The sequence below is a fragment of the Streptomyces sp. PCS3-D2 genome, assembly GCF_000612545.2.
Lineage (GTDB): Bacteria > Actinomycetota > Actinomycetes > Streptomycetales > Streptomycetaceae > Streptomyces.
The window spans coordinates 2,646,885-2,672,789 of sequence record NZ_CP097800.1 but is presented as its reverse complement, the minus strand read 5'-3'; the positions used below and the strand labels follow the sequence as shown (position 1 = coordinate 2,672,789).

Below are 25,905 nucleotides of genomic sequence, written 5' to 3'. Positions count from 1 at the left end.
CTTCCGCGAAGGGGCTGTACCCGCTCTGCGAGCGGGTACAGCCCCTTCGCGCTGCCTGCGCGTCCCCGGCCCCGGCCCCGGCCCCGGTCGGTCAGGCGCCGAGGGGTTCCACCGAGGCCGAGGCCGACGGTGGCGCGGGGGACTGGGAGGGGTCCGGGGGCGGGGTGCAGACGGTGTTCGAGGGCGGCACCTTGCCGTCCAGCAGGTAGGAGTTCACGGCGCCCTGCACGCACGGGTCGCCGCTGTTGTAGGCCCCATGCCCCTCGCCCTTGTACGTGAGCTCCACGCCGACGCCGGGGCCGAGCCGCTCGACCATCTTGCGGGCGCCCTCGTACGGGGTGGCCGGGTCTCCCGTGTTGCCGATCACCAGGATCGGGTCGGCCCCCGGGGCGGAGACGTCCGGGGTGGACGCCGTGCCGGGGACCGGCCAGCCGGTGCAGCCCATCATGGCCCAGCCGAGGAAGTCGCCGAACACCGGTGAGGCGGCCCGGAAGGCGGGCAGCTTGGCCTTGGTCTGCTCCAGGGTGTAGCGGTCCTTGGAGTCGACGCAGTTGATCGCGGTGTTGGCGGCGCCGATGTTGCTGTAGGCGCCGTTCTGGTCGCGGCCGTTGAGGGCGTCGGACAGCGCCATCAGCAGCTGCCCCTGACCGCCCTCGGCCTCGTCCAGGCCCTGTTCGAGCAGCGGCCAGAGTTCCTCGGAGTAGAGCGCCTGGGCGATGCCGTTGGTGGCCGCGGACTCGGTCAGCATCCGGTCGCCGATCCCCGGGACGGGTTGGGCGGCCAGCCGCTTCTGGAGCTTGATGATGTTGTCCTCGATCTCCTTGGCGGTGCTGCCCTGGAGCCGGCACTCGTCGCCGCGGTCCACGCAGTCCTGCGCGAAGTTGCCGAGGGCCAGCTGGAAGCCCTTGGCCTGACCGAGCGCGCCTTCCTCGGCGGTCGCGGTCGGGTCGACGACGGCGTCGAAGACGGCCCGGCCGACCTTGTCCGGGAAGAGGTGGGCGTAGACCCCGCCGAGCTCGGTCCCGTAGGAGATCCCGAAGTAGTTGAGCTTCTCGTCGCCGAGGGCCTGGCGGATCCGGTCGAGGTCGCGGGCGGCGTTCCGGGTGCCGACGTAGGGGAGCACCTTTCCGGACTTGGCCTCGCAGGCCTGTTGGTACCTGCGGGTGTTGTCGAGGTAGGCCTTCTCCGCCTCCGGGGTGTCGGGGGAGGAGTCCGAGGCGTAGTAGGCGTCGAGCTGGCTGTTGTCCAGGCACAGGACGGGGGAGCTGCGGCCCACCCCGCGCGGGTCGAAGCTCACCAGGTCGTAGCGTTCGCGCAGGGCCTCGTACTCCTTGGCGGCGCCGGGCAGGGTGGCGATGCCGGACCCGCCGGGGCCGCCGAAGTTGAACACGAGCGAGCCGAGGCGCTCGTCCTGGTTTCTGGCCTTCGCCCGGATCAGGGCCAGAGGAATCGTTTCTCCTTCGGGATCCGCGTAGTCGAGCGGCACGTGGAGCGTGGCGCACTGCCAGTCCTTGGGCGGTGCCTGCCCGCCCCCCTCGGCGGCCGTCGGAGGCTCACAGTCCCCCCATTTCAGCGGGGGCGCCCCCTCGGTGCCGCCGGCCTTGGGGGGCTTCTCCTCCCCGCCTCCGGAACAGCCACTGGTACTGGCCGCCCCGGCCAGGAGGGCGACGGCGACGGCGACCCGCAGGAGGTGTTTGGGCATGTCACCATCGTGCGTGACCCCGTCCGCCCCCGCCCGCGCGCTGACCCGTTCGGGTGGGCCGGGGACGGCCCGCGTCCGCACCCGCACGGACCCGCGGCGCGGGCGGCGCCCGGCGGCGAACGCCGCCCGCCGCAGATCACGCCTCAGATCGCTTCCTTGCGGGTCAGGAAGTTGAAGGAGATCCACCCCGGCAGCACCGGCAGCCAGAAGGTCATCAGGCGGAACAGCAGCACGGCCGAGATCGCAACCTCCTTCTCCAGCCCCGCCGCGATCAGCCCCAGTGTCAGCGTGGTCTCCACCGCGCCCATGCCGCCCGGCGTCGGCGCCGCCGAACCGAGCGCGTTGCCCGCCAGGAACACCACCGCGATGCTCGCGTAGCTGATGGCCTCGCCGCCGCCGAACGCCCTGATCGACGCGTCCAGGCACATCACGAAGCAGCCCGTCAGCAGCAGCATCCCGCCGATGCCCGTCACCAGCTTCTTCGGCCGCTGGAGCACGTCCAGCATGCGCGGCACCACGCCCGCGAACAGCGCCCGCACCCGCGTGACCACGAACTTCCGCATGAACGGGACCGCCGTGACCACCAGCACCAGCACCGCCACGGTCAGCAGCCCCGCGATGACCGCCCGGGACGGGGTCATCTCCGGCGTCTTCTCCGTTCCGGTCAGGTAGCCGAAGGACAGCAGCAGCAGGATGTGGCTGGCCAGACCGAACAGCTGCGAGGCGCCCACGCTCGCGACCGCCAGACCCGGCCGGACGCCCGCGCGCTGGAGGAAGCGCGTGTTCAGCGCGACACCGCCGACCGCCGCCGGGGCCACCAGCTTCACGAACGACCCGGCCACCTGCGCGACCACGGTCCGCAGGAACGACACCCGCTCCGGCACGAAGCCCAGCAGGCTCATCGCCGCCGCGAAGTAGGTGAGGGCCGAGAAGGCGAGCGCCGCCCCGACCCAGCCCCACTGCGCGTCGGCGATGATCGTCCCGAAGTCCACGTGCGCCAGCTGGGTGAGCAGGAAGTACGCACCGAACGCGCCCGCGATGAACGACACCAGGGTGCGCGGCCTGATCCGCTCCAGCCGGGCCGGCTCCACCGGCGCCTGCGGGCGGATCAGCAGCACCTGCTGGCGGATCTGGCTCAGCAGGTCCTCCTCGCGGGCCTCGTCCAGCGCGTCGTCGAGGGCCTTCTTCTCGGCCTTGCGTTCGGCGGCGGCCGAGGTCGGCGCGGAAGGGGGCGCGGAGCCCGCCTCGCGCGCGGCCTTCGCCGCGCGCGAGGACTCCAGTACGGCCTCCCGCTCGCGCTCCGCCCGCTCCCGGGCCAGCTTGCGCAGCGACGCCCGGGTGGACCGGCTCAGCGCGATCGGCTGGAGCAGCGGCAGACAGTCCGCCACGATGTCCGGGCCGAGCACCGACACCGCCGAGGCCACCGACCGCTCCGCGCCGACCCGCAGGCCGAGCGTGGCCAGCAGCTGTGCCACGTCCATCCGGAGCACCAGGTCGCCGGCCGCGATCTCGCCTCCGCGCAGGTCGGTGAGGGTGACGTTGCCGGAACGATCCACCACCAAGGCGTCCCCGGTGAGCCTGCGGTGGGCGATCCGCCGTGACTGCAGGGCGTGCACCTGCTCCCAGGCGTTGCGGGTCAGCTCGTCGGTGATCTCCTCGTCGGGGAGGGAGTCCAGGGGCCGGCCGCCCAGGTGCTCGTACACGAGCATCACCGCGTCCGGGCCCAGCTCCGAGGTGGCGATCAGCTTCGGCGCGTTCGCCCCGGCCGCGATGGCCGCGTACGCGAGGAGCGCCTCCTGCTCCAGGGCCTGCCGCAGCGACTGCAGGCTGCGGCGGGTGGTGATGCCGCGCAGGGTGAGACGGCGCCAAACGCGGTAGAAGAAGCCCTGGGCCTGCTGTTCCCGGTCGACGACGGTGACGTCGAGCGGAGGGCCGTCCTCAAGGGTGACGTGGTAGCGCCGGCCGCGGTCGCCCGCCTCGGACGCCTCGGGGCCCTCGGCCGTCTCGGCGCGCATCGCGCTGACCGGCTGGAAACCGACCCGGCGGAGCCCGGCCAGGAGGTTCTGCCCGGTGGGTCGCACGTTGGGGGAGCCGACGGCGTACAGGGTGCCGTAGGCCACGCTCCAGCCGATCAGCACGGTGAGGATGATCGAGAAGGGGGTGGTGTAGCCGTTGACCAGCATCGTGAACGCGTTGAGCAGCAGGACCACCCACAGCGCGACGCGCCAGTGGGGTCTGCGGGTCATGCCGACGGCGGTCATGTACGCGATCACGGGCGCGAGGTAGCCGTGCACGGGATCGGTGAGGGTCCCGCCGCCCGCGGGACGGGTCAGGGCGTCCTGGATGGTGCCGGGGGCGGCCTGGGAGACCCACAGGTCGGTGGCCAGGGTGACGCCGTGCGCGAGGACGGCCGCGAGCACGCCGTCGGCGATGCGCAGCCCGTCGCGTTTGATCAGCCGCTCGATCGCGAAGGCGACCGGGAGCAGCAGCACCGCGATGCTGGAGACCAGCGCCGCGACCTTGATCAGCAGGTCCGGCGCCTGGCCGGTGCCCTTGCTGATGTCCTCCTCCAGCCCGACGGTGGTGCCGTGTGCGAAGGCGGCGATGCCGAGCAGGACGGCGATGCCGAGGATGCCCACGAGCAGGCGTACGAGGTCGGAGGGCCGGTGCACGCGGGCGGCGAGCAGCGGTTCGTCGACCTCGACCCGGTCGGCGTCGGTCGGGGCGTGGCCGTGCGGGGCCTGCGCGTCGCCGTCGGGGGCGCGGCCGGCCGGGAGGTCGGGGGCGCGGTCGGGGGCGAGGTCCTCGGGGCGGTTCTGCGGGCGGGAGGCGGGGCCGTCGCCAGGGCGCGCGCCGTCGTCCCCCGCCGCGCCTTCCGGAGGGCTCACACCCTGCTCCTTAGTCGTCACATCCGTCTCTTCTTGATCACGTATCACCAGTCACCGCCCGGAAGATGGTGGCACGGACCGAGGGGCCGCCGGGGCATCAGGGTGCGCGCCGATCCGGAACCACAACATCCACCGGCGGGTGGCCGGTGTACTGCACCATGTGCTGAATGAGTGAGGAGCTGCCCGCGTACGCGGAGCGCGTACTGGAGGCCGTCGAGCGTATTCCGCCCGGCCGGGTGATGACATACGGGGACGTCGCCGAATGGCTCGGCGAGGGAGGGCCGCGCCAGGTCGGGCGCGTCATGGCCCTGTACGGGGGAGCCGTGCCCTGGTGGCGCGTGGTGCGGGCGGACGGGCTGCCGCTGCCCGGACACCAGGCGCGCGCCCTGGAGCACTACCGGATCGAGGCCACGCCGCTGCGCCTGGCGGCCGGCGGCGACCCGCGCCTGGACATGCGCCGGGCACGCTGGGACGGGTCCCCCGGGCCGGAGGGCGGTCCGGACACCGGCGGACCGGGCCCCGGACGGGACGACGGACGCGACGAGGCTCACACCTGACAGCTTCCGCCATGCGGCGCCGGGGCGGGCGATCGAGCGGCCGCGCGAACCCCCGTCCGGGGTACCCGGGGGGACTGCGCGGTACGCGCCGGTTGCCGTAGCGTTGCCTCTTCGGCTTCCACGCGAGCCGTCGCGGCAGCACCGCCACACCCCGCAGACCCACCAGGACCGGCACCTCACGTGATCACCTCTTCCTCGGACCGCACCGAACGGCGGCGTACGCGGACCTACGACGCGTACCGCCTCGTGCGCACCGGGCCGGAACGGGTGGATCCCCCTGTGCTGGACGCAGCGCAGCGGGCGGTGGTTGACCACCCCGGCGGACCACTGCTGGTGCTGGCCGGACCGGGCACCGGGAAGACGACCACGCTGGTCGAAGCCGTCGCCGCCCGCGTGGACGCGGGTACGGACCCCTCCCGGATCCTGATCCTCACCTTCAGCCGCAAGGCGGCGGTCGAACTGCGCGACCGCGCCGCCCTGCGGCTCGGCGGGGCGCGCGCCCCACAGGCCACCACCTTCCATTCGTTCTGCTACGGACTGGTCCGCGCCCACCAGGACACCGACCTGTTCGCCGATCCGCTGCGGCTGCTGTCCGGCCCCGAGCAGGACGTGATGGTCCGCACCCTCCTGGAGGGCCAGCGCCGGATCCGCTCGATCCGCTGGCCGGACGACCTGCGGGCCGCGCTGACCACGCGCGGGTTCGCCGACGAGGTCCGGGCGGTCCTCGCCCGCGCCCGCGAGCTGGGCCTGGGCCCGGCGTCCCTCGCCGGCTTCGCCGACCGCATCGGCCGTCCCGACTGGAAGGCGGCGGCGGCCTTCCTCTCCGAGTACCTCGACGTCCTGGACATGCAGGGCACACTGGACTACGCCGAACTCCTGCACCGGGCGGTGCTCCTCGCGGAGCGGACCCCGTCGTTGGCCTCGGCCTATGACGCGATCTTCGTGGACGAGTACCAGGACACGGACGCCTCGCAGCTGCGGCTGCTGCGGGCGCTGACCGGGCACGGCGGCACGCTGGTCGCCTTCGGCGACCCGGACCAGTCGATCTACGCCTTCCGCGGCGCCGACATCAACAACGTGCTCGACTTCGAGACCGCCTTCCCGGGCGCACAGGTGAAAGCCCTGACGGCGGGCCGCCGCTCCGGCGCGGCCCTCCTGGAGGCGACCCGGCTCCTGACGACCCGCATGCCGCTGCCCCGCCTGCCGGCGGCCGCGGTCCGCGCGCACCGCGCCCTGCGGGCCACCCGGGAAGGCGGCCGGGTGGAGGTCTTCACCTACCCCACGGCCGGCGCCGAGCTGGACAACATCGCCGACATCCTGCGCCGGGCCCACCTGGAGGACGGGGTGCCGTGGCAGGACATGGCCGTCCTGGTCCGGGCCGGCGGGCGCGCCCTCCCGGTGATGCGCCGCGCCCTCGTCGCCGCCGGGGTCCCGGTCGAGACGGACGGCACGGACACCCCGCTGCGCCACGAACCGGCGGTGGCCCCCCTCCTGACGGCCCTCCGCCTGACGGCCACCGTCCCCGGCGGGCCCGGTGAGCGGACGGCTCCCGCGGGACCGCACCAGGCCACCGCCCCACCGGTTGCCGCAGGAGGGGCCGTCGCGGCGGCGGACCCCGTCGACGGGTCCTCGGGCGCGGCCGACGAGGCCGTCGTCGGGGGCGGACACGGCGCCGACGGTGACGGGGGCGTGGAAGCGGCGCTCACGCTCCTCGCCTCGCCGCTCGGCGGGATGGACGCCGCCGATCTGCGAAGGCTCGGCCGCGCCCTGCGCGAGGAGGAGCGGGCCGCGGGCGTCAAGGTGCCCGCACCGTCCGACGTCCTGCTCGCCCGCGCCCTCGCCGAGCCCGAGCGCCTCACCGCGCACGACCCGGCCCACGCCCGCGGCGCGCAGCGCCTCGGCCTGCTGCTGCGCAAGGCCCGCGAGCTCCTCCAGGGCGGCGGCACCGCCGAAGAGGCCCTGTGGATCCTCTGGGACGGCACCCCCTGGCCCGACCGGCTGGAGCGCCAGGCCCGGCGCGGCGGCGCGGCCGGCCGCAACGCCGACCGCGACCTCGACGCCGTCTGCGCCCTCTTCGACACCGCCGCCCGCGCCGAGGAGCGCACCGGCGGCAGCGGCGCGCTCAACTTCCTCGAACAACTGGAGGCGGAGGACATCGCCGCCGACACGTTGACGGCCCGCACCTCCCGCCCCGACGCGGTCAGGCTGATGACCGCCCACCGTTCCAAGGGTCTGGAGTGGTCCCTCGTCGTCGTCGCGGGCGTCCAGGAGGGACTCTGGCCCGACCTCCGCCGCCGCGGCTCGCTCCTGGAGGCGGACCGCATCGGCCGCGACGGCCTGGCCGAGCCCCTCACTCCCGGCGCCCTCCTCGCCGAGGAACGGCGCCTCTTCTACGTCGCCGCCACCCGCGCCCGCGACCGCCTCGTCGTCACCGCCGTCAAAGCCCCCGCCGAGGACGGCGACCAGCCCTCCCGCCTCCTCACCGAGCTCGGCGTCACCCCGAAGGACGTCACGGGCCGGCCCCGCCGCCCGCTCGCCGTACCGGCGCTCGTCGCGGAGCTGCGCGCCACCACCGTCGACCCGGACGCCTCGCCCGCCCTGCGCGACGCGGCCGCCCGCCGCCTCGCCCGCCTCGCCGCCCTCACCGACGACGAGGACCGCCCCCTGGTCCCCGCCGCGCACCCGCAGCGCTGGTGGGGCCTGTACGAGCCCACCCGCAGTAGCGTTCCGCTGCGCGACCGGGACCGGCCCGTCGCCCTCTCCGGCAGCGCCCTGGACCAGCTCGCGCACACCTGCTCCCTCCAGTGGTTCCTCGGCCGCGAGGTCAAGGCCGACGCCCCGTCCACCGCGGCCCAGGGCTTCGGCAACGTCGTCCACGTCCTCGCCGACGAGGTCGCCTCCGGCCGTACCCCCGCCGACCTGGCCGTCCTCATGGAACGGCTCGACTCGGTGTGGGACGCCCTCGCCTTCGACGCGCCCTGGAAGTCGGCCCAGGAGAAGGAGAACGCCCGCGCCGCCCTCGAACGCTTCCTGCGCTGGCACACCACCGACCGCGGAGGCCGGACGGCCGTGGCGACCGAGCACGAGTTCGACGTCACGCTCGAAGCCGGTGACGTCGCCGTCCGTGTCCGCGGCTCCATGGACCGCGTCGAGGCGGATCCGCAGGGGCGTGCGTACGTCGTCGACTTCAAGACCGGCAAGTCCGCGCCCAGCAGGGACGAGGTCGCCCGCCACCCCCAGCTCGCCGTCTACCAGCTCGCCGTCCGCGAGGGCGCCGTCGACGAGGCCTTCGACGGCCGGCGTCCCGCCCCCGGCGGCGCCGAGCTCGTCCAGCTCCGCCAGGGCGCCGCGCAGCGCGACGGCGGCGGCACGGTCCCCAAGGTCCAGGCCCAGGAGCCCCTCGACGGGGAGTGGGTGGGCGACCTGCTCGCCACCGCCGCCAGCCGCGTCCTGGACGAACGCTTCACGCCCGCCACGGGCCGCCACTGCGACCACTGCTCCTTCCGCAGCTCGTGCAGTGCCCGCCCCGAGGGCCGCCAGACCGTCGAGTGAGCCCGGCGGCCCGGCGGCCCGGCGGCCCGGCAGCCCGGCGGCCGGCTCCGGACGGTGCCCGGACCCGCCCGGTGGCCGCTTCGGCGGTCCGGGGCTGTCGGTGGGGACGGCTAGCCTTTTCACGTGTCCGCGCGTGCGTCCGTACTGAGCGATCCCGAGCAGCTCAAAGAGCTCCTCGGGATCCCCTTCACGCCCGAACAGATGGCCTGCATCACCGCCCCGCCCGCCCCCCAAGTCGTCGTCGCCGGCGCCGGATCCGGCAAGACCACCGTCATGGCCGCCCGCGTCGTCTGGCTCGTCGGCACCGGCGCGGTCGCGCCCGAGCAGGTCCTCGGCCTCACCTTCACCAACAAGGCGGCCGGCGAACTGTCCGAGCGCGTACGCACCGCCCTGGCGCGGGCCGGCATCACCGACCCGGACCCCTCCCCGGCCGATGCCGAGGCGGCCGGCGGCGAGCCGCGCATCTCCACCTACCACTCCTTCGCCGGCCAGCTCCTCAAGGACCACGGCCTGCGCATCGGCCTGGAGCCCAGCTCCCGCCTCCTCGCCGACGCCACCCGGTTCCAGCTCGCCGCGAAGGTGCTGCGCGACGCCCCTGGCCCGTACCCCGCGCTCACCAAGTCCGTCCCCGACCTCGTCGGCGACCTCCTCGCCCTCGACGCGGAACTCTCCGAGCACCTGGTCGACCCCGAGCATCTGCGCCGGTACGACACCGCGCTGCTGGACGTTCTCGCCGGTACCCGGCTGACCAACGAGGACCTGCGCAAGGTGCCCGAGGCCGTGCGCGGCCGCCTCGAACTGCTGGAGCTCGTCGGCCGCTACCGGGCCGCCAAGCGCTCGCGCGACCTGTTCGACTTCAGCGACCAGATAGCCCTCTCCGCGCAGCTCGCCACGACCCGGCCCGAGGTCGGCGCGCTGCTGCGGGAGGAATTCCGGGTGGTTCTCCTCGACGAGTACCAGGACACCTCGGTCGCGCAGCGGCTGCTGCTGTCCGGCCTCTTCGGAGCCGGCACCGGCCACGCGGTCACCGCCGTCGGCGACCCCTGTCAGGCGATCTACGGCTGGCGCGGGGCCTCCGTGGCCAACCTCGACGACTTCCCCGAGCACTTCCCGCACGCCGACGGCACCCCCGCCACCCGGCTCTCGCTCAGCGAGAACCGGCGCAGTGGCGGCCGCCTCCTGGACCTCGCCAACGGTCTCGCCGCCCCGCTGCGGGCCCTGCACGAGGGCGTGGAGGCACTGCGCCCCGCGCCCGGCGCGGAGAGCGCCGGACAGGTCCGCTGCGCCCTGCTGGAGACCCACGCCCAGGAGCTCGACTGGGTCGCCGACTCCGTCGCCCACCTGGTCCGCACCGGCACGGAGCCGCGCGAGATCGCCGTGCTGTGCCGGTCCGCCGGTGACTTCGCGCGGATCCAGGCCGTGCTCGTGGACCGGGACGTCCCGGTGGAGGTCGTCGGCCTGTCCGGGCTGCTGCACCTTCCCGAGGTCGCCGACCTCGTGGCCGTTTGCGAGGTCCTCCAGGACCCGGGCGCCAACGCCTCCCTCGTCCGGCTCCTCATCGGCCCGCGCTGGCGGATCGGCGCCCGCGACCTGGCCCTGCTGGGCCGGCGGGCGCGGCTCCTGGTGGGCCGGGCGCCGGCCGGGGCCGACCCCGACGAACGGCTGGCGGCGGCCGTGGAAGGCGTGGACCCGGCCGAGATCGTGTCCCTGGCCGACGCCCTGGAGACCTTCCTCGACGGCGCCGAACAGGCACCGGACGACCTGCCCTTCTCGGCGGAGGCCCGAGTCCGCTTCGCGCACCTCGCACAGGAGCTCCGCGACCTGCGCCGGTCCCTCGCGGACCCGCTGATGGACGTCCTGCACCGGGTGCTGTCCGCTACCGGCCTCGACGTGGAGCTGTCCGCCTCTCCGCACGCGCTGGCGGCCCGCCGGCGCGAGACCCTCTCGAACTTCATGGACGTCGCGGCCGGCTTCGCCGCGCTCGACGGCGAGGCCACGTTGCTGGCCTTCCTGGCGTTCCTGCGTACGGCCGTCCAGTACGAGAAGGGCCTCGACCACGCCCTGCCGGGCGGCGAGAACACCGTGAAGGTCCTGACCGCCCACAAGTCCAAGGGGCTGGAGTGGGACGTGGTGGTGGTCCCGGACCTGTGCGCGGGGTCCTTCCCCAAGGAGAAGGCGCCGGAGGCCTGGACCTCGTACGCGAAGGTCCTGCCCTACGCGCTGCGCGGCGACGCCCCCACCCTGCCCGCGGACCCGGCGTGGACCTCGGCCGGACTGAAGTCCTTCAAGGCCGCCCTCAAGCACCACAAGTCGGTGGAGGAGCTCCGCCTCGGCTACGTGACCTTCACCCGGCCCCGGTCCCTGCTGCTGGCGTCGGGCCACTGGTGGGGTCCGACCCAGAAGAAGCGCCGCGGCCCGTCGGGGTTCCTCACCGCGCTGTACGAGCACTGCGCCGCCGGCCACGGCGAGATCGAGGCATGGGCGGACGAGCCCGAGCCGACCGCGGAGAACCCGGCCCTCGCGAGCGGGTCCGCGGCCGAGCACTCCTGGCCGCTGCCACTCGACCCGCACTCCCTCGCCCTGCGCCGAGCGGCGGCCGCCCTGGTCGAGTCCTACCTGGCGGCTCCGCCCCCGCCGGAACCGCAGGACGCCTACCTCTGGCCCCCGGACTGCGAGGATCCCGCCTACGACGACGAGCCCTGGCCCGACGACCCGTGGTCGCAGCCCGACCCGGGCCCGGCCGAGGTCCGGGACGGCGCCGTCCTCCCGGGCGCCCCCGCCGCCACCCCGTGGCCGCACACACCGCCCGCCGCCGACGCCCGGGGCGACGCCGACCGCGCCGCGGGCCAGAGCCCGCCTGCCGTGCCCCAGCCGCGCGACGCCCGGGCAGACGACGCCTGGGAGGGGGACGCCTGGGAGGGGGACGCCTGGGAGGGGGACGCCTGGGCCGACGAGGCCTGGGCGGCCGACTCCGCGGCGCGGTCGCGCTCCGTGCCGCGGCCCGTGCTGCCCGCCCTCCCGGAGGAGGCGCGGCCCACGCCCGAGGAGGCGCGGGCCATCGCCTCCTGGGATCGGGACCTCGACGCCCTGGAGGGCGAGCTGCGCCGTGCCCGCGCGGCCGTCCGCGAGGTGCAGCTCCCCCCTGCGCTCTCCGCCAGCCAGCTGCTCCGGCTCGCCGCCGACGAGCAGGGCTTCGTCCGCGACCTCGCCCGCCCCATGCCCAAGCCCCCACAGCCCGCGGCCCGTCAGGGCACCCGCTTCCACGCCTGGGTCGAGTCCCGCTTCGACGAACTCCCGCTGCCCTTCCTGGACGTCCTCGACCCCGTCGCCGACCTCCCCGGCGCAGACTCCGGGCAGGACATCGCCGACGAGGCCGAGCTCGACGCCCTCAAGGCCGCCTTTGAGCGCAGCCCGTACGCGGACCGCCCGCCCCACCGCATGGAGGCACCGGTCCAGCTCACCCTCGCCGGCCGAGTCGTCCGGGGCCGGATCGACGCCGTCTACCGGACCACCGACGAGGACGGCATCGACAGCTACGAGATCGTCGACTGGAAGACCGGCCGGAGCACCGAGGCCGATCCACTCCAGCTCGCCGTCTACCGCCTCGCCTGGGCCGAAGCCACCAACACCCCGCTCGACCGGGTCACCGCGGCCTTCCTGCACGTCCGCAGCGGCCGTGTGATCCGCCCGCGGGACCTCCCCGGCAGGGCCCGCCTTGAGCGGATCCTCCAAGGCGAATCGGGTACCGGCGGTGACCACCGGGCGGACGGCTAGGCTCGGGGCATGAGCGACACCCAGCCGGACAGCGCCGTCCGCACGTACATCGACACCCACCGCGCCACGTTCCTCGACGACCTGGCCGAGTGGCTGCGCATCCCCTCCGTCTCGGCCCAGCCCGAGCACGCTGACGACGTGCGGCGCAGCGCGGAATGGCTCGCGGCGAAGCTCAAGGAGACCGGCTTCCCGGTCGCCGAGGTCTGGGAGACCGACGGCGCCCCCGCCGTCTACGCGCACTGGCCGAGCGAGGATCCGCAGGCCCCGACCGTCCTCGTGTACGGCCACCACGACGTGCAGCCCGCCGCCGTCGAGGACGGCTGGCACACCGACCCGTTCGAGCCGGTGATCCGGGGCGGCCGCATGTACGCACGCGGCGCCGCCGACGACAAGGGCCAGGTGTTCTTCCACACGCTGGGCGTACGGGCGCACCTCGCGGCCACCGGCGCCGCCGCCCCCGCCGTGCACCTCAAGCTGATCGTGGAGGGCGAGGAGGAGTCCGGTTCGGCCCACTTCCGCGAGCTCGTGGAGACCCGCGCGGCCGAGCTCGCCGCCGACGTCGTGATCGTCTCCGACACCGGCATGTGGTCCGAGACCACTCCCACCGTCTGCACCGGCATGCGCGGCGTCGCCGACTGCGAGATCGACCTCCACGGTCCCGACCAGGACATCCACTCCGGAGCCTTCGGCGGAGCCGTGCCCAACCCGGCCACCGCCGCCGCCCGCCTGGTCGCCGCCCTGCACGACGCCGACGGCAGGGTCACGGTCCCCGGCTTCTACGACGGCATCGCCGAGCTCACCGACGCGGAGCGCGCGCTCATCGCCGAGCTGCCCTTCGACGAGTCCGAGTGGCTGCGCACGGCCAAGTCCCACGCGGCCGCCGGCGAGGCCGGCTACTCCACCCTGGAGCGCGTCTGGGCCCGCCCGACGGCCGAGGTCAACGGCATCGGCGGCGGCTACCAGGGGCCGGGCGGGAAGACCATCGTCCCCGCCTCCGCCCACGTGAAGCTGTCGTTCCGACTGGTGTCGGGACAGGACCCGTACGAGGTCGAGGCGGCGGTCAGGGAGTGGGTCACCAGCCGGATCCCGGACGGGATCCGGCACTCCATCACCTTCGGGGCACCGACCCGCCCCTGCCTGACCCCGCTGGACCACCCGGCCCTGCAGTCCGTCGTACGGTCCATGGGCCGGGCCTTCGGCCAGAAGATCCGCTTCACCCGCGAGGGCGGCTCCGGACCCGCGGCCGACCTCCAGGACGTCCTGGGCGCGCCCGTCCTCTTCCTCGGCATCTCCGTGCCGTCCGACGGCTGGCACGCGCCGAACGAGAAGGTCGAGTTGGACCTGCTGCTCAAGGGCGTCGAGACGGCCGCGTACCTCTGGGGGGACCTGGCCGACGGCCTCCGCGGCCACCGCACGACCCGCCCACACGCCTGACCGGCCCACACACCTGTCGTACCGAGCCTGCCTGTCCCACCACCGGGGGAGTTGGAAGTACCAGTGAGCACCCATACCGAGCGACCTCTCTCGCTCACCGCGCCCAGCGGGATCGACCGCGCCGCGCACCACCGCCTCGACGAGGCCTGGCTCGCCGCCGCCTGGAGCCACCCGACGACCCGCGTCTTCGTCGTCTCCGGCGGCCAGGTGCTGATCGACGACACTCCCGACGGCGGCACCGGCATCGTGATGACCCCGGCCTTCGAGGCCCCGGTCACCGAGACCCACCGCTACTTCCTGGGTACGGACGAGGACGGCGTACGGTACTTCGCGCTGCAGAAGGACGCCCTGCCCGGCCGCATGGACCAGTCGGCCCGCCCGGCCGGGCTGCGCGAGGCCGGGTTGCTGCTGAACGACCGCGACGCCGGTCTGATGGTCAACGCGGTGGCCCTGGAGAACTGGCAGCGGATGCACCGCTTCTGCTCCCGCTGCGGGGAGCGTACGGTGGTCGCCGCCGCCGGGCACATCCGGCGCTGCCCCGCCTGCGGCGCCGAGCACTACCCGCGCACCGACCCGGCCGTGATCATGCTCGTCACCGACGAGCACGACCGCGCGCTGCTGGGCCGGCAGGTGCACTGGCCGGAGGGCCGCTTCTCGACCCTCGCCGGGTTCGTGGAGCCGGGCGAGTCGATAGAGCAGTCCGTCGTCCGCGAGGTGTGGGAGGAGGCGGGCGTCAGGGTCGGCCGGGTCGAGTACGTGGCCAGCCAGCCGTGGCCCTTCCCGTACAGCCTGATGCTGGGCTTCAACGCCCGCGCCACCAGCTCCGAGATCACCGTGGACGGCGAGGAGATCCAGGAGGCCCGCTGGTTCTCCCGCGACGAGCTGCGCGCGGCGTTCGCGTCGGGCGAGGTGCTGCCCCCGTCCGGCATCTCCATCGCGGCCCGGCTGGTCGAGCTCTGGTACGGCGAGCCGCTGCCGAAGGCCGCGGCGTAGCGTTGCGCCCCGGGCCCGCGCCCGGCCGGGCCCCGGTGCCCGCGCCGAGCGGCGGGCCCCCGCCTCGGCGGCGGTGCCCGCCGCGGACGACCGAGGGCCCGCTCAGACGGCGAGGGCCTGCTTTACCTGGGCCAGGCTCGGGTTGGTCATGACGGACTCGCTGCCGGCGGCGGACTTCACCAGCACGGTGGGCACCGTCTGGTTCCCGCCGTTGGCCTTCTCGACGAACGCCGCGGACTCCGGGTCGAGCTCGATGTTGATCTCGTTGTACGCGATGCCTTCCCGGTCCAGCTGGGTCTTCAGCCGACGGCAGTAGCCGCACCAGGTCGTGCTGTACATCGTCACGGTGCCCGTGTCCTGCATGGTGCGCTCTCCTTCGTGAAGGCTCTGTGGTCCGAGTACACGAACGTACGCGACCGCACGGCCATTCCCGTACGTGCGCATCCGTACCGCCGGTGTGACCGATACGACGAATCCACACCTCCTGTGGACGGATTTCCCGTCCGGCTCACGCGACCTGGCAGCATGGCGGAGTGACAGCAGCAACGCACTCCTCGTCCTTCCCCGCCGCCGCGGACTCGGCCGACGCGGTGCTCCTGGGCCTCGACCCGGAGCAGCGCGAGGTCGCGACGACCCTGCGCGGACCGGTGTGTGTGCTGGCCGGCGCCGGTACGGGCAAGACCCGGGCGATCACCCACCGCATCGCCTACGGCGTCCGGTCCGGGCAGCTCATGCCGGCCAGTGTGCTTGCCGTCACCTTCACCAACCGGGCCGCCGGCGAGATGCGCGGCCGCCTGCGCGCGCTCGGCGCGGGCGGGGTCCAGGCCCGGACCTTCCACTCGGCCGCCCTGCGCCAGCTCCAGTACTTCTGGCCGAAAGCCGTCGGAGGGGACGTGCCCCGGCTGCTGGAGCGCAAGATCCAGCTCGTCGCCGAGGCCGGCGCCCGCTGCCGCATCCGCCTCGACCGGGGCGAGCTGCGCGACGTGACCGGCGAGATCGAGTGGGCCAAGGTCACCCAGACGGTGCCGGCCGACTATCCGATGGCCGCCCTCAAGGCGGGCCGGGAGGCCCCCAGGGACATGGCCGAGATCGCCCAGATCTACGGGACGTACGAACAGCTCAAGCGCGACCGCGGAATGATCGACTTCGAGGACGTGCTGCTCCTGACCGTCGGCATCCTCCAGGACCGCCACGACATCGCCGAGCAGATCCGTGCCCAGTACCAGCACTTCGTCGTCGACGAGTACCAGGATGTCAGCCCGCTCCAGCAGCGGCTGCTCGACCTGTGGCTCGGCGAGCGCGACAGCCTCTGCGTCGTCGGGGACGCCAGCCAGACCATCTACTCCTTCACCGGCGCCACCCCCGACCACCTGCTGAACTTCCGCACGCGCTACCCGCAGGCCACCGTGGTCAAGCTGGTCCGCGACTACCGCTCCACCCCGCAGGTGGTGCACCTCGCCAACGGGCTGCTGAAGCAGGCCAGGGGGCGGGCGGCCGAGCACCGCCTCGAACTCGTCTCCCAGCGCGAGAGCGGCCCCGACCCGGTCTACGCCGAATACGCGGACGAGCCCGCCGAGGCCGAGGGCGTCGCCCGCCGGATCCGCGACCTGATCGCCGCGGGCGTGCCGGCGGGCGAGATCGCCGTGCTCTTCCGCATCAACGCCCAGTCCGAGGTCTACGAGCAGGCCCTCGCCGACGCCGGGGTGCCCTACCAGCTGCGCGGTGCCGAGCGGTTCTTCGAGCGCCAGGAAGTCCAGAAGGCCATCCTCGCGCTGCGCGGAGCGGCCCGTTCGGGCGGGAACGACCCGCTGCTCGACGACGTCGTCGACCTGGGCTCCCAGGTCCGTGCGGTGCTCAGCTCCATCGGCTGGACCACCCAGCCGCCCGCCGGTTCCGGCGCAGTCCGCGACCAGTGGGAGTCGGTGGCGGCGCTGCTGCGGCTCGCCGAGGACTTCGCGCGCAGTCGGCCCGGCGCCACCCTGGCGGACCTCACGGTCGAACTCGACGACCGCCGGGCTGCCCAGCACGCCCCGACCGTCCAGGGCGTCACCCTGGCCTCGCTGCACGCGGCGAAGGGCCTGGAGTGGGACGCGGTGTTCCTCGTCGGCCTCACCGACGGCATGATCCCGATCACCTACGCCAGGACCGACGACCAGGTCGAGGAGGAGCGGCGGCTGCTCTACGTCGGCGTCACCCGGGCCCGGCTGCACTTGAGCCTGTCCTGGGCGCTCTCGCGCACCCCCGGGGGGCGGGCCTCCCGGCGCCCCAGCCGTTTCCTGAGCGGTCTGCGGCCGGGCTCGGCGGCCCCGGGCAGCCGGACGGGCTCCGCGGGCGAGCGGGCGGCCCCCGGGCGCGGCCGCCGCGCACCGGTGCTGTGCCGGGTCTGCGGCAGGACGCTGACCGAGGCCGGCGAGCTGAAGCTGATGCGCTGCGAGGACTGCCCGTCCGACATGGACGAAGGCCTCTACGAGCGGCTGCGGGACTGGCGCGCCGTCCAGTCGAAGCGGCAGGGCCTGCCCGCCTACTGCGTCTTCACGGACAAGACACTGATGGCGATCGCGGAGGCCGCGCCCTCCGAAGCGGGGGAGCTGGCGATGATCTCCGGGGTGGGCGGTCGCAAGCTTGACCGGTACGGAGCCGATGTTCTGGCCATCTGTGCAGGTCAGGAGCCTGAGGAGGGGGATCCTGACGGCGCGTAGAAAATCGTCGGAAAAATAGTTTGCACATGCCCAGCGAAGACCCATAGGTTCTTAGCAACGGAAACGGTGGCTTCTCCGAAGCCCCGGATCCGTGCTGTACTTATCCGAATACGCATGGGACAGGCCCTCGGGCCGGGTCCCCGAGACGCCGAGAGGAGGCGAGACCAGTGACCAGCTTCATGACCTTCACCAAAATGACCGATCGCTCGGTTGATGCCTCCTGCCTGCTCGGTTCCGTCTCCGCTCTGGGCACCGGTGCGTCCGCGATTTCCGCCGGCCGCCCCGCCCTGCTCGCGACCCTTGCGATCAGTGAGCGCAACGAGCGACCGACCCAGGCACCGGTGGCAGTACTGGCAGCAGAAGCCCAGGCGCATGGCGCCTACGGATTCGCCGCCGCGGCCGGTGCCGGATCCCTGACGAAGCAGACGAAGCAGCAGTACCACCTGATGTGGGCCTTCCGCGGGCTCGAACCCTGGAGTGATCCAGCCTGATCGCATGATCAGGCCGGCGCCTTCAGGGCCGCGGAACCCCACCCGGGATCCGCGGCCCTTCTGTTTGTCCCCGACCGGGGGCTACAGCAGAGAAGGGGCCTCGGGACTGGCAGAACCAGGTACCAGCCGAACCCGGCCGACCGGCCGGAACGCCTAGCCGCACAAGACGAGGAAGAAACCACCGTGCAACTCGAAGCGCACGCCCCGTCCGTACCGCAGACCCAAACGATCTCCCCGCCCGCAGTCCCGGAGGACCACGCCTTGACCCCGCTCACCGCGCTCACCGCGCTCGACGACGCCATCGAGAACCTCGGCGTCCCGGTTCCCTGCCGCACCTTCGACCCCGAGGTCTTCTTCGCCGAGTCCCCGGCCGACGTCGAGTACGCCAAGTCCCTCTGCCGTACCTGCCCGCTGGTCGAGGCCTGCCTCGCCGGAGCGGTCGAGCGCCGCGAGCCCTGGGGTGTGTGGGGTGGCGAGCTCTTCGTCCAGGGTGTCGTCGTAGCCCGGAAGCGCCCCCGTGGCCGTCCGCGCAAGAACCCGGTTGTCTCGGCATGACCGCCATCGGAACCATCGACCGCCCCCTCACGCACGACCCCCTGAAGCAGGCCCTCATGACCGCCCACACCACGAGCGAGCAGCCCCACGGCGCCGCCCACGCAGACTTCATCACCACCGGCGCGATCACCTCGCGTCAGAACAGGACCCGAGAAATGCAACTCATCCCAGAAGCCCTGGCTCGCGCCCATATGGACGACCGCATGCGTGAGGCGGACGCCGAGCGTCACGCCGTCCGCCTGGTCGCCGCGCGCCGCATGCAGCGGCGGGCCGAGCGCGTCTCGATGCGCGCCCGGCGCGCACTGGCCATGGCCGTCATGCACTGAGAGCTGAAAGCCACTCCCCCGGGGGGACCGGTCCGAACGGACCGGTCCCCCCGGGGCGTTGCGCGGGCCCGGCCACCCCCGGCGGATGTATCGTCCGGAGGTGGACACGCCGACTCCCCAACCCGACCCGTCGGGATCCGAGGCCCAGCCCGTCGTCGTCTGCGCGCGCTGCGGCAGACGGTCCCCCGGCGGAGCCCCGCCCACCTGGACCTGTTCGGTGGAGAACGGGACCAGGGAGTACTTCTGCGTCGAGTGCGCCCGCGCCAACCTCAGGGCCATCGAGGGAAGGCTCGACTCCTCCTGGTGGTGACGGCCGAAGCCGTCATTCGGCCGCCGCGAACCCGGGCAGCCAGGTGTCCAGTTCGTCGCGCAGTCGCACGGTAGCGCCCAGCTGGCACAGCACGCCGATGGTGCTCAGCGTCACCCGGTGGATCAGCAGGTACGAGGGCGGCAGGTTGATCTGTCGGCCCAACTGGTGAGCGGGGGAGCGCGGATCGGCGATCCGTGCCGCCTGGCCGCGCAGCCACGGCCGGGTGAAGGTGAACTCCTCGGCCTCGGCCGGCTCGATGATCGGCTTCAGATAGTCCAGGACGGCGTCCGGTTCCAGGGCGACGGTGTCCTTCACGAACCCCTCGGCGCGCAGGTGGCCGTAAACCCCCTCGGCGTCGCCGTCCAGCGTCATCCGCAGGGACCTGCCGATCGGCCTGGGCCAGCCCCCGGGCAGCCGGTCGACCGTGCCGAAGTCCAGGACGCCCAGCCGCATCCGGCCGTCCGCCCCCGGTATCAGCCGGAAGTTGCCCGGATGCGGATCGGCGTGCAGCAGGCCCGTGCGCGCGGGACCGGAGAAGAGGAACCGGGCCAGCAGCTGCCCCGCGCGGTCGCGCTCCTGCTCGGTGCCGTCGGCGATCACCTCCGACAGCGGGGTCCCGTCCAGCCATTCGGTCACGAGCACCTGGTCGCCCTGGTGCACCACGTCCGGGACGATCACATCGGGGTCGTCCACGAAGGCGTCGGCGTGTGTCCGCTGGGCCTCGGCCTCCAGCTCGTAGTCGAGCTCCTCCGCCACCCGGTCGCGCAACTCCTTGATCAGCGGCTTGATCTCCATGCCGGGAACCAGCGGGCCCAGCAGCCCCGCGAACCGGCCCAGCTGCTTCAGGTCCGACAGCAGCGCCTCACCGGCCCCCGGGTACTGGACCTTGACCGCCACCTGACGGCCGTCGTGCCACACCGCCCGGTGCACCTGCCCGATCGAGGCGGCCGCCGCCGGCTCGTCCTCGAACTCCTCGAAAAGGTCCTGCCAGTCCGCCCCCAGACGGTCCGTCAGTACCTGGTGCACCGTCGCCGCGGGCAGCGGCGGGGCCGCCTCCTGGAGCTTGGTCAGCGCCGCCCGGTAGGGGCCCGCGACCTCCTCGGGCAGCGCCGACTCGAAGACCGAAAGTGCCTGCCCGAACTTCATCGCGCCGCCCTTCAGTTCCCCGAGCGTGCGGAACAACTGTTCGGCTGTGCGCTGCTGGAGCTCGCGCGCCACGATCTCGGCGGACTTGCCACCGATCCGCTTGCCCAGCCCCCAGGTGACCCGTCCCGCGATGCCGATCGGCAACGCGGCCAGCTTGACGGTGCGGGTGACCGCCTTCCGGGGAAGATCAGACATGCGCCCCTCCATTTCCCGGGCAGCTGAGCCGCAAGCGGCGGTTCGGCAGAAGCCCTCCGGTCCGGAGCATCCTGTCACGGCCCTCCGGGCGGGTCCGCTCCCGATCCTCTTCCCGCGGTCCGCCCGGCCGACCGGGCTCGCCCTGCGGGCTCCGGGGCCGCCCCGCAGGGGCAGTCGGGGTGGGGGCGGACCGCCGTCGGCTCCCAGTGAAGGCCGGGCAGGGCGGCCTCCCAGCGGGAGCCCGCGGAGGCGGGCAGCTGCCCGTCGAGGAAGGCGAGCGCATGGGCTGCTGCCAGCCCGGCCACCGCCGTGGACAGGCCCAGGTCGCAGGCGGCGCTCCCGCGGCGGCGGTGCGACGAGCGCCACTGCACGAGCATCCTCGGCCAGGCCGCGTCCCGGTCCACCCGGTCGCGCTCCATGCACCCGGCGCACGCCGTCGTGCCCGGCAGCACCAGCGGCCCCACCAGCCCCGTCCCCTCCAACACCCCCGCGTACAGGTGCGGAATCCCGGAGGCGACCCAGTCGGCCGCGGTGTCCGGATCCGGCGCCCAGGCATGCAGCCCGTCCCTCGGCGCGACCACGACCAGGGCCAGCCCGGGTTCCGGACCCTCCTCCGCTCCGGCCCGCGGACCCGGACCGGGTGCCGCGGAGCGGACCACCGAGGCCGCGGCCCCGGCCCGCATCCGGCCCACGCTCGCGGGCCCCAGGCCGCCGGGCGCCACGTCGGCCGGCTCCACCCGCCCCCCGTCGAGCACGTCGACCCGCCCCACACCGGCTCCCGCCAGGACGGCCGCGATCACCGAACCCACCCGGCCGCTCCCGCGCACCCGGACCCGTATCGCCCGGCGCGCCGCGACCCCCCGCAGGTCCCCGCCGGGCTCGCGGTGGACCAGGGAGAGGGAACCCAGGTCCGGGCCCAGTCGCTCCAGCGCCTCCGGATGGCTGCGCAGGGCCTGCGCCCGCGGCCCGCCCGCGGTGGCGTCGTCGAGCAGACCGGCCCCCGCCAGCCGTCGGACCAGTGCGTCGGCCAGCCCCTCCGGCAGCCCCATCCGGGTGGCCTCGGCCCGCAGCAGACCCATCCCCCGCGTCCCGTCGATCCGGTCGATGAGCGCACCCGTAGCCGTGTCCACGGGCCCGAGCACCACCGCGTGTGCCGGAGTCACCCCGAACTGCACCGTCTGCAGATCGCGCCAGGCCCGCGCCAGCGCGGGCTTCACCCTCGGAAACATGAACGCCCCCTCGATATCCGTGCGAACGAGCTCGGTCCCATTTCTCGCTCCCCGGCAACAATGCCCGTCCGTCGGATACCGCGCAGAAAGTTGTCCACAGGTACGAGGTGTTCGGCATATGGGATGAAGAGGAATGCCTTTCGGGTCCGACGACGAACCGCCCGTGTTCGAACCCCGGACGCGCGGGACTTCCGCCGCCGACACCGGGTAACGTCGTGGCGTGTCCGCCGACCCACCGCCGCGCGCCGTCGAAGTCCGCCGGAGCGCGCGCCGCCGCAGGACCGTATCCGCCTATCGCGAGGGTGATCGTACGGTCGTCCTGATCCCTGCCCGGATGTCCGAGGCCGAGGAGCAGCGCTGGGTGGGCGTCATGCTCGACAAGCTGGCCGCCCAGGAGAGCAAGCGCACCCTCGGGGACGCGGAACTCACCGAACGCGCCGAGCGTTTGTCCGAGCAGTACTTCGACGGCCGCGCCCGCCCCCGCTCGGTCCGCTGGGTCACCAACCAGAACACCCGCTGGGGCTCGTGCACCCCGGCCGAAGGCAGCATCCGGCTCTCGCACCGCCTCCAGGGCATGCCGGAGTACGTCGTCGACTACGTGCTCCTGCACGAGCTGGCCCACCTCCTCGTGCCCGGCCACGGCCCCCGCTTCTGGCAGCTGCTGGAGGCGTACCCGCGCACCGAGCGGGCCCGGGGCTACCTGGAGGGCGTGGTCGCGGCCGAGCGCCTGCCGCAGGTGCCCGCCGCCCGCGAGGAGTGACCCGGCCCACCGGAGCGGCCCGTCCGGGACCGGGCCGCGGCCCCACCCCGGACCACCCGTGGTGTCGCACTCCGTGATCTGTACCGGGTTGGTACCGGCTTGGTCGGATGCCGCCGTATGCCGTTAGCCTGAGCGGCACGAATGCTCAGTCGGGATGGGGGACGTCGTTACGCATGGCAAGGGAATTCCAGCGCGGCCACAAGGCCAAGGTCAGTGATCTCACAGCGGGCACCGATCTGTACGTGGGCGTCCAGATCGCCGGGCCCGGACTCACCCTCGACATCAGCTGTTTCGGTCTGGACGCCGACGAACGGCTTTCGGACGACCGCTACTTCGTCTTCTTCAACCAGCCCACGTCGCCGGAAGAGTCCATTCAGCTGCTCGGTGCGCAGGCCGGTGACACGGAATCCTTCCGGGTGACCCTGGACCGCGTTCCGGCGTCCCTCCACAAGCTGTCCTTCACCGCCAGCATCGACGGCGCCGGACAGATGTCGCAGATCGGCCCGGGCTACATCCGGATCGTGGCCGGTGGCGAAGAGGTCGTCCGGTACTCCTTCACCGGCTCGGAGTTCAGCACCGAGCGGGCCGTGATGCTGGGCGACTTCTACCGCAAGGACGTGTGGCGCTTCGCCGCCGTCGGGCAGGGCTTCGACGGCGGGCTGGAGTCCCTCCTGAAGAACTTCGGCGGAGAGGTCGCCGAGGAGCAGCCGCAGGAGCAGGCCCCGGCGGCCGTAGCCCCCGGCTTCGCCCCGCCGCCGCAGGCGGCCGCCCCGGCCCCCGCGCCGTCCTTCGGCGCCCCCGCCCCCGCCCCCGTCCCGGCCCCGGCGCCTGCACCGACGTTCGGCGCGCCCGCCCCCGCACCGTCCGCCCCGCAGCCGCCGCAGTACCCGCAGCACGCGGCCCCCGCCCCGGTGCATGCCGCGCCGACCATAGCCGCGCCGCTCGCCCCGCAGGCTCCCGCGCCCTACGGTCAGCTGCCGCAGCAGCCCTCGTACGGCCAGGTCCCCGGCCAGTACCCGGGCCAGGTGCCGCCGCCGGCCCCGGCCCCCGCCCCCTACGGTCAGCAGCCGGGCTTCGGCCAGGTCCCGGGCCAGCAGCCCGGCTACGCCCCGCAGACCGCCGCCCCGGCGGCCGGCCTCGCCGCGGCGCTCCAGCCGTACAAGGAGGCCCCGACCGGCTCCCGCTGGACCGCGCAGAACCAGCAGCTCGTACGCGTCGACCTTTCGATGGGCGGCCAGGCCGTCCTCGCCCGCCAGGGCAGCATGGTCCTCTACCAGGGCAAGGTCGACTTCGCCTACAAGGGCGCCGGATTCGCCGGTCGCATCGTCGGCAACGCCACGGGCCAGGAGATGCAGCTGATGCGCTGCACCGGCCGCGGCCAGGTCTTCCTCGCCGAGAACGGTGCCCACCTGCACACCATCGAGCTCCAGGGCGACGCCATCTGCGTCTCCGCGGAGAATGTCCTCGCCTTCGACGAGTCCCTCCAGCACGAGGTCCGCCGGATCGAGGGCCATGGCATCCCCGGCGGCGCGCTGTTCACCCTGCAGTTCCAGGGCACCGGCACGGTGGTCGTCAAGACCCACGGCGTCCCGGTCGTCCTGCCCGTCACCCCGACCACCTTCGCGGACAGCAACGCCATCGTGGCGTGGTCGGCCGCCTCGCAGGTGATCCTGTCCAGCCAGGTCCGGCTGCGGCGCAACGCCTACCCCGGCCACAGCGGGGAGACCGTGAACCTCCAGTTCCGCGGCGCTCCCGGAAACTTCATCGTCGTCCAGCCGTACGAGGTCTGAGGGAGCCCGGCATGAACGCAATGAACCAGCAGCTCGTGGGCTTCGCCCCGACCCCGGTGACGACCCGCATGGAAAACCACGGGCCGTCGATGCTCAAGGTCGCCATGCAGAGCGGCCAGGACCTCTTCGCCCGCACCGGCTCGATGGTCGCCTACGAGGGCTTCGTGCAGTACGAGCCGAACCCCCCGGCCGTCCGCCAGATGGCATCGCAGTGGGTCACGGGCGAGAGCGCACCCCTGATGAAGTGCACCGGCGACGGTCTCCTGTACCTCGCCGACTACGGCGCCGACATCGTCGTCATCCATCTCGACAACGACGCGCTGTCGGTCAACGGCACGAACCTCCTCGCCTTTGACGCGCACCTCCAGTGGGGCGTCGAGCGGGTCAAGGGTTTGGCCAAGTTCGCCGGCCAGGGCCTGTTCAACGTCCAGGTCGCGGGCACCGGCTGGGTCGCGCTGACCTCGCGCGGCACTCCGATCGTGGTCGACTGCGGCCGCGGCGAGGACGAGACGTACGTCGACCCCGACGCGCTCGTCGCCTGGTCGCCGAACCTGAAGGTCAAGGGCAAGCGCAGTTTCAAGGCCTCGTCCATGATCGGCCGGGGCAGTGGAGAGGCCTACCAGATGGCCTTCTCCGGCCAGGGCATCGTCGTCGTACAGCCCAGCGAGGACAGCACCGACCGGCTCCGGGTCCGGGGCTGAGGGGGAGCGTACACATCATGCAGAGCGCACTTTTCGCCCACTCCGAGGCGCAGTCCCAGGACCGGTACACCGTCCAGAACCCGCAACTGCTGCGGGTCTCCCTGACGGGCTCCGACGACGTACTCGCCCGCAAGGGCGCGATGGTCGCCTACCAGGGGCTGATCGACTTCGACGGCGAGTACCAGAGCAGCAACCAGCGGGGCGCCCGCCGCCGCACCGGTGAGGGCCTGGACCTCATGCGCTGCTCCGGGCAGGGCACGGTCTACCTCGCCAACCTGGCCCAGCACGTCCACGTCGTGGACGTCGAGCAGGAGGGCCTGACGGTCGACAGCAGCTACGTCCTGGCCCTGGACTCGACCCTGCACACCGAGGTCATCGCGGTGGACAGCCAGTACGGGATCTCCGGATCCGGCAAGTACCAGCTCAACATCTCCGGCCACGGCAAGGTCGCCCTGATGACTTCCGGGCAGCCGCTGATGATGCACGTCACGCCCGACAAGTACGTCAACGTCGACGCGGACGCCATCGTCGCCTGGTCCACTTCGCTGCGGGTGCAGATGCAGGCCCAGACGCACTCCAGCGGTGTCTGGCGGCGCCGCGGCAACACCGGCGAGGGCTGGGAGCTCAGCTTCCTCGGCACGGGCATCGCGCTGGTGCAGCCCAGCGAGGCGCTGCCGCCGCAGAACGCCCAGGTCGGACAGGGCCTCGCCGCGCAGTTCGGGATGGGCCAGCAGGGCGTCCACGCCCAGAACCACAGCAACGGCTGGAACTGATCCGGTACGGCGGAGGGGGCGGTCCCGCAC

The 25,905-nt window shown here is 73.4% G+C and carries 19 protein-coding genes; 14 read left to right on the top strand and 5 right to left on the bottom strand.

Annotated features, from left to right (window positions below):
• Positions 1-91: 91 nt before the first annotated feature.
• Positions 92-1,702: an alpha/beta hydrolase gene (locus AW27_RS11030; RefSeq protein WP_078556161.1), complete on the bottom strand. Its 1,611-nt coding sequence runs from the start codon at positions 1,700-1,702 to the stop codon at positions 92-94.
• Positions 1,703-1,845: 143 nt separating this feature from the next.
• Positions 1,846-4,638, bottom strand: a complete 2,793-nt coding sequence (locus AW27_RS11025; RefSeq protein ID WP_078556163.1) for a lysylphosphatidylglycerol synthase transmembrane domain-containing protein — start codon at positions 4,636-4,638, stop codon at positions 1,846-1,848.
• A 119-nt stretch (positions 4,639-4,757) separates the two neighbouring features.
• Here AW27_RS11025 and AW27_RS11020 point away from each other — a divergent pair, with 119 nt between their 5' ends.
• From AW27_RS11020 to nudC, 5 genes are all read left to right on the top strand, one after another.
• Positions 4,758-5,147 carry an MGMT family protein gene (locus AW27_RS11020; RefSeq protein WP_037919563.1) on the top strand — a complete coding sequence of 130 codons (390 nt, stop codon included), beginning with the start codon at positions 4,758-4,760 and terminating at the stop codon, positions 5,145-5,147.
• 180 nt (positions 5,148-5,327) lie between these two features.
• Complete coding sequence (locus AW27_RS11015; RefSeq protein WP_106967554.1) at positions 5,328-8,699, top strand: ATP-dependent helicase; 3,372 nt, start codon at positions 5,328-5,330, stop codon at positions 8,697-8,699.
• Between the two features lie 123 nt (positions 8,700-8,822).
• Entirely contained in the window at positions 8,823-12,473 is a 3,651-nt protein-coding gene (locus AW27_RS11010) for an ATP-dependent helicase (RefSeq protein WP_037919565.1), read from the top strand.
• Positions 12,474-12,482: 9 nt separating this feature from the next.
• Entirely contained in the window at positions 12,483-13,907 is a 1,425-nt protein-coding gene (locus tag AW27_RS11005) for a dipeptidase (protein WP_037919567.1), read from the top strand.
• 51 nt (positions 13,908-13,958) lie between these two features.
• The gene (nudC, locus tag AW27_RS11000) at positions 13,959-14,900 is read left to right on the top strand and encodes an NAD(+) diphosphatase (RefSeq protein ID WP_037919568.1); all 942 of its coding nucleotides are present in this window, start codon (positions 13,959-13,961) and stop codon (positions 14,898-14,900) included.
• 102 nt (positions 14,901-15,002) lie between these two features.
• Here the strand turns inward: nudC and AW27_RS10995 are convergent, their stop codons facing one another.
• Positions 15,003-15,263, bottom strand: a complete 261-nt coding sequence (locus AW27_RS10995; RefSeq protein ID WP_030011087.1) for a mycoredoxin — start codon at positions 15,261-15,263, stop codon at positions 15,003-15,005.
• A gap of 170 nt (positions 15,264-15,433) precedes the next feature.
• On the opposite strand from AW27_RS10995, the gene AW27_RS10990 reads away from it, so the two are divergent.
• The 5 genes from AW27_RS10990 to AW27_RS10970 all read left to right on the top strand — a co-directional run bounded on the left by AW27_RS10990 (position 15,434) and on the right by AW27_RS10970 (position 19,281).
• Positions 15,434-17,599, top strand: coding sequence for an ATP-dependent DNA helicase UvrD2 (locus tag AW27_RS10990; RefSeq protein WP_172671289.1), 2,166 nt, complete (start codon positions 15,434-15,436; stop codon positions 17,597-17,599).
• Positions 17,600-17,778: 179 nt separating this feature from the next.
• Positions 17,779-18,090: a hypothetical protein gene (locus AW27_RS10985; protein ID WP_037920017.1), complete on the top strand. Its 312-nt coding sequence runs from the start codon at positions 17,779-17,781 to the stop codon at positions 18,088-18,090.
• Between the two features lie 183 nt (positions 18,091-18,273).
• A complete protein-coding gene (locus tag AW27_RS10980; protein WP_037919572.1) occupies positions 18,274-18,645 on the top strand; it encodes a WhiB family transcriptional regulator in 372 nt (123 codons plus the stop codon).
• The gene (locus tag AW27_RS10975) at positions 18,642-18,971 is read left to right on the top strand and encodes a hypothetical protein (protein ID WP_037919577.1); all 330 of its coding nucleotides are present in this window, start codon (positions 18,642-18,644) and stop codon (positions 18,969-18,971) included. The genes AW27_RS10980 and AW27_RS10975 overlap by 4 nt, the downstream gene beginning before the upstream one ends.
• A 100-nt stretch (positions 18,972-19,071) precedes the next feature.
• The gene (locus tag AW27_RS10970; RefSeq protein WP_037919579.1) at positions 19,072-19,281 is read left to right on the top strand and encodes a hypothetical protein; all 210 of its coding nucleotides are present in this window, start codon (positions 19,072-19,074) and stop codon (positions 19,279-19,281) included.
• A gap of 12 nt (positions 19,282-19,293) precedes the next feature.
• Here the strand turns inward: AW27_RS10970 and AW27_RS10965 are convergent, their stop codons facing one another.
• Complete coding sequence (locus AW27_RS10965) at positions 19,294-20,622, bottom strand: ABC1 kinase family protein (RefSeq protein WP_037919581.1); 1,329 nt, start codon at positions 20,620-20,622, stop codon at positions 19,294-19,296.
• A gap of 74 nt (positions 20,623-20,696) precedes the next feature.
• Positions 20,697-21,851, bottom strand: a complete 1,155-nt coding sequence (locus AW27_RS10960; RefSeq protein ID WP_052030309.1) for a ThiF family adenylyltransferase — start codon at positions 21,849-21,851, stop codon at positions 20,697-20,699.
• 220 nt (positions 21,852-22,071) lie between these two features.
• Between AW27_RS10960 and AW27_RS10955 the strand changes: the two genes are divergently transcribed.
• The 4 genes from AW27_RS10955 to AW27_RS10940 all read left to right on the top strand — a co-directional run bounded on the left by AW27_RS10955 (position 22,072) and on the right by AW27_RS10940 (position 25,875).
• Complete coding sequence (locus tag AW27_RS10955; RefSeq protein WP_052030310.1) at positions 22,072-22,611, top strand: M48 metallopeptidase family protein; 540 nt, start codon at positions 22,072-22,074, stop codon at positions 22,609-22,611.
• A 173-nt stretch (positions 22,612-22,784) separates the two neighbouring features.
• Positions 22,785-24,401 carry a TerD family protein gene (locus AW27_RS10950; RefSeq protein WP_037919592.1) on the top strand — a complete coding sequence of 539 codons (1,617 nt, stop codon included), beginning with the start codon at positions 22,785-22,787 and terminating at the stop codon, positions 24,399-24,401.
• Between the two features lie 20 nt (positions 24,402-24,421).
• Positions 24,422-25,102 carry an AIM24 family protein gene (locus tag AW27_RS10945; RefSeq protein ID WP_037919595.1) on the top strand — a complete coding sequence of 227 codons (681 nt, stop codon included), beginning with the start codon at positions 24,422-24,424 and terminating at the stop codon, positions 25,100-25,102.
• A gap of 17 nt (positions 25,103-25,119) precedes the next feature.
• The gene (locus AW27_RS10940) at positions 25,120-25,875 is read left to right on the top strand and encodes an AIM24 family protein (protein WP_037919597.1); all 756 of its coding nucleotides are present in this window, start codon (positions 25,120-25,122) and stop codon (positions 25,873-25,875) included.
• Positions 25,876-25,905: the final 30 nt, after the last annotated feature.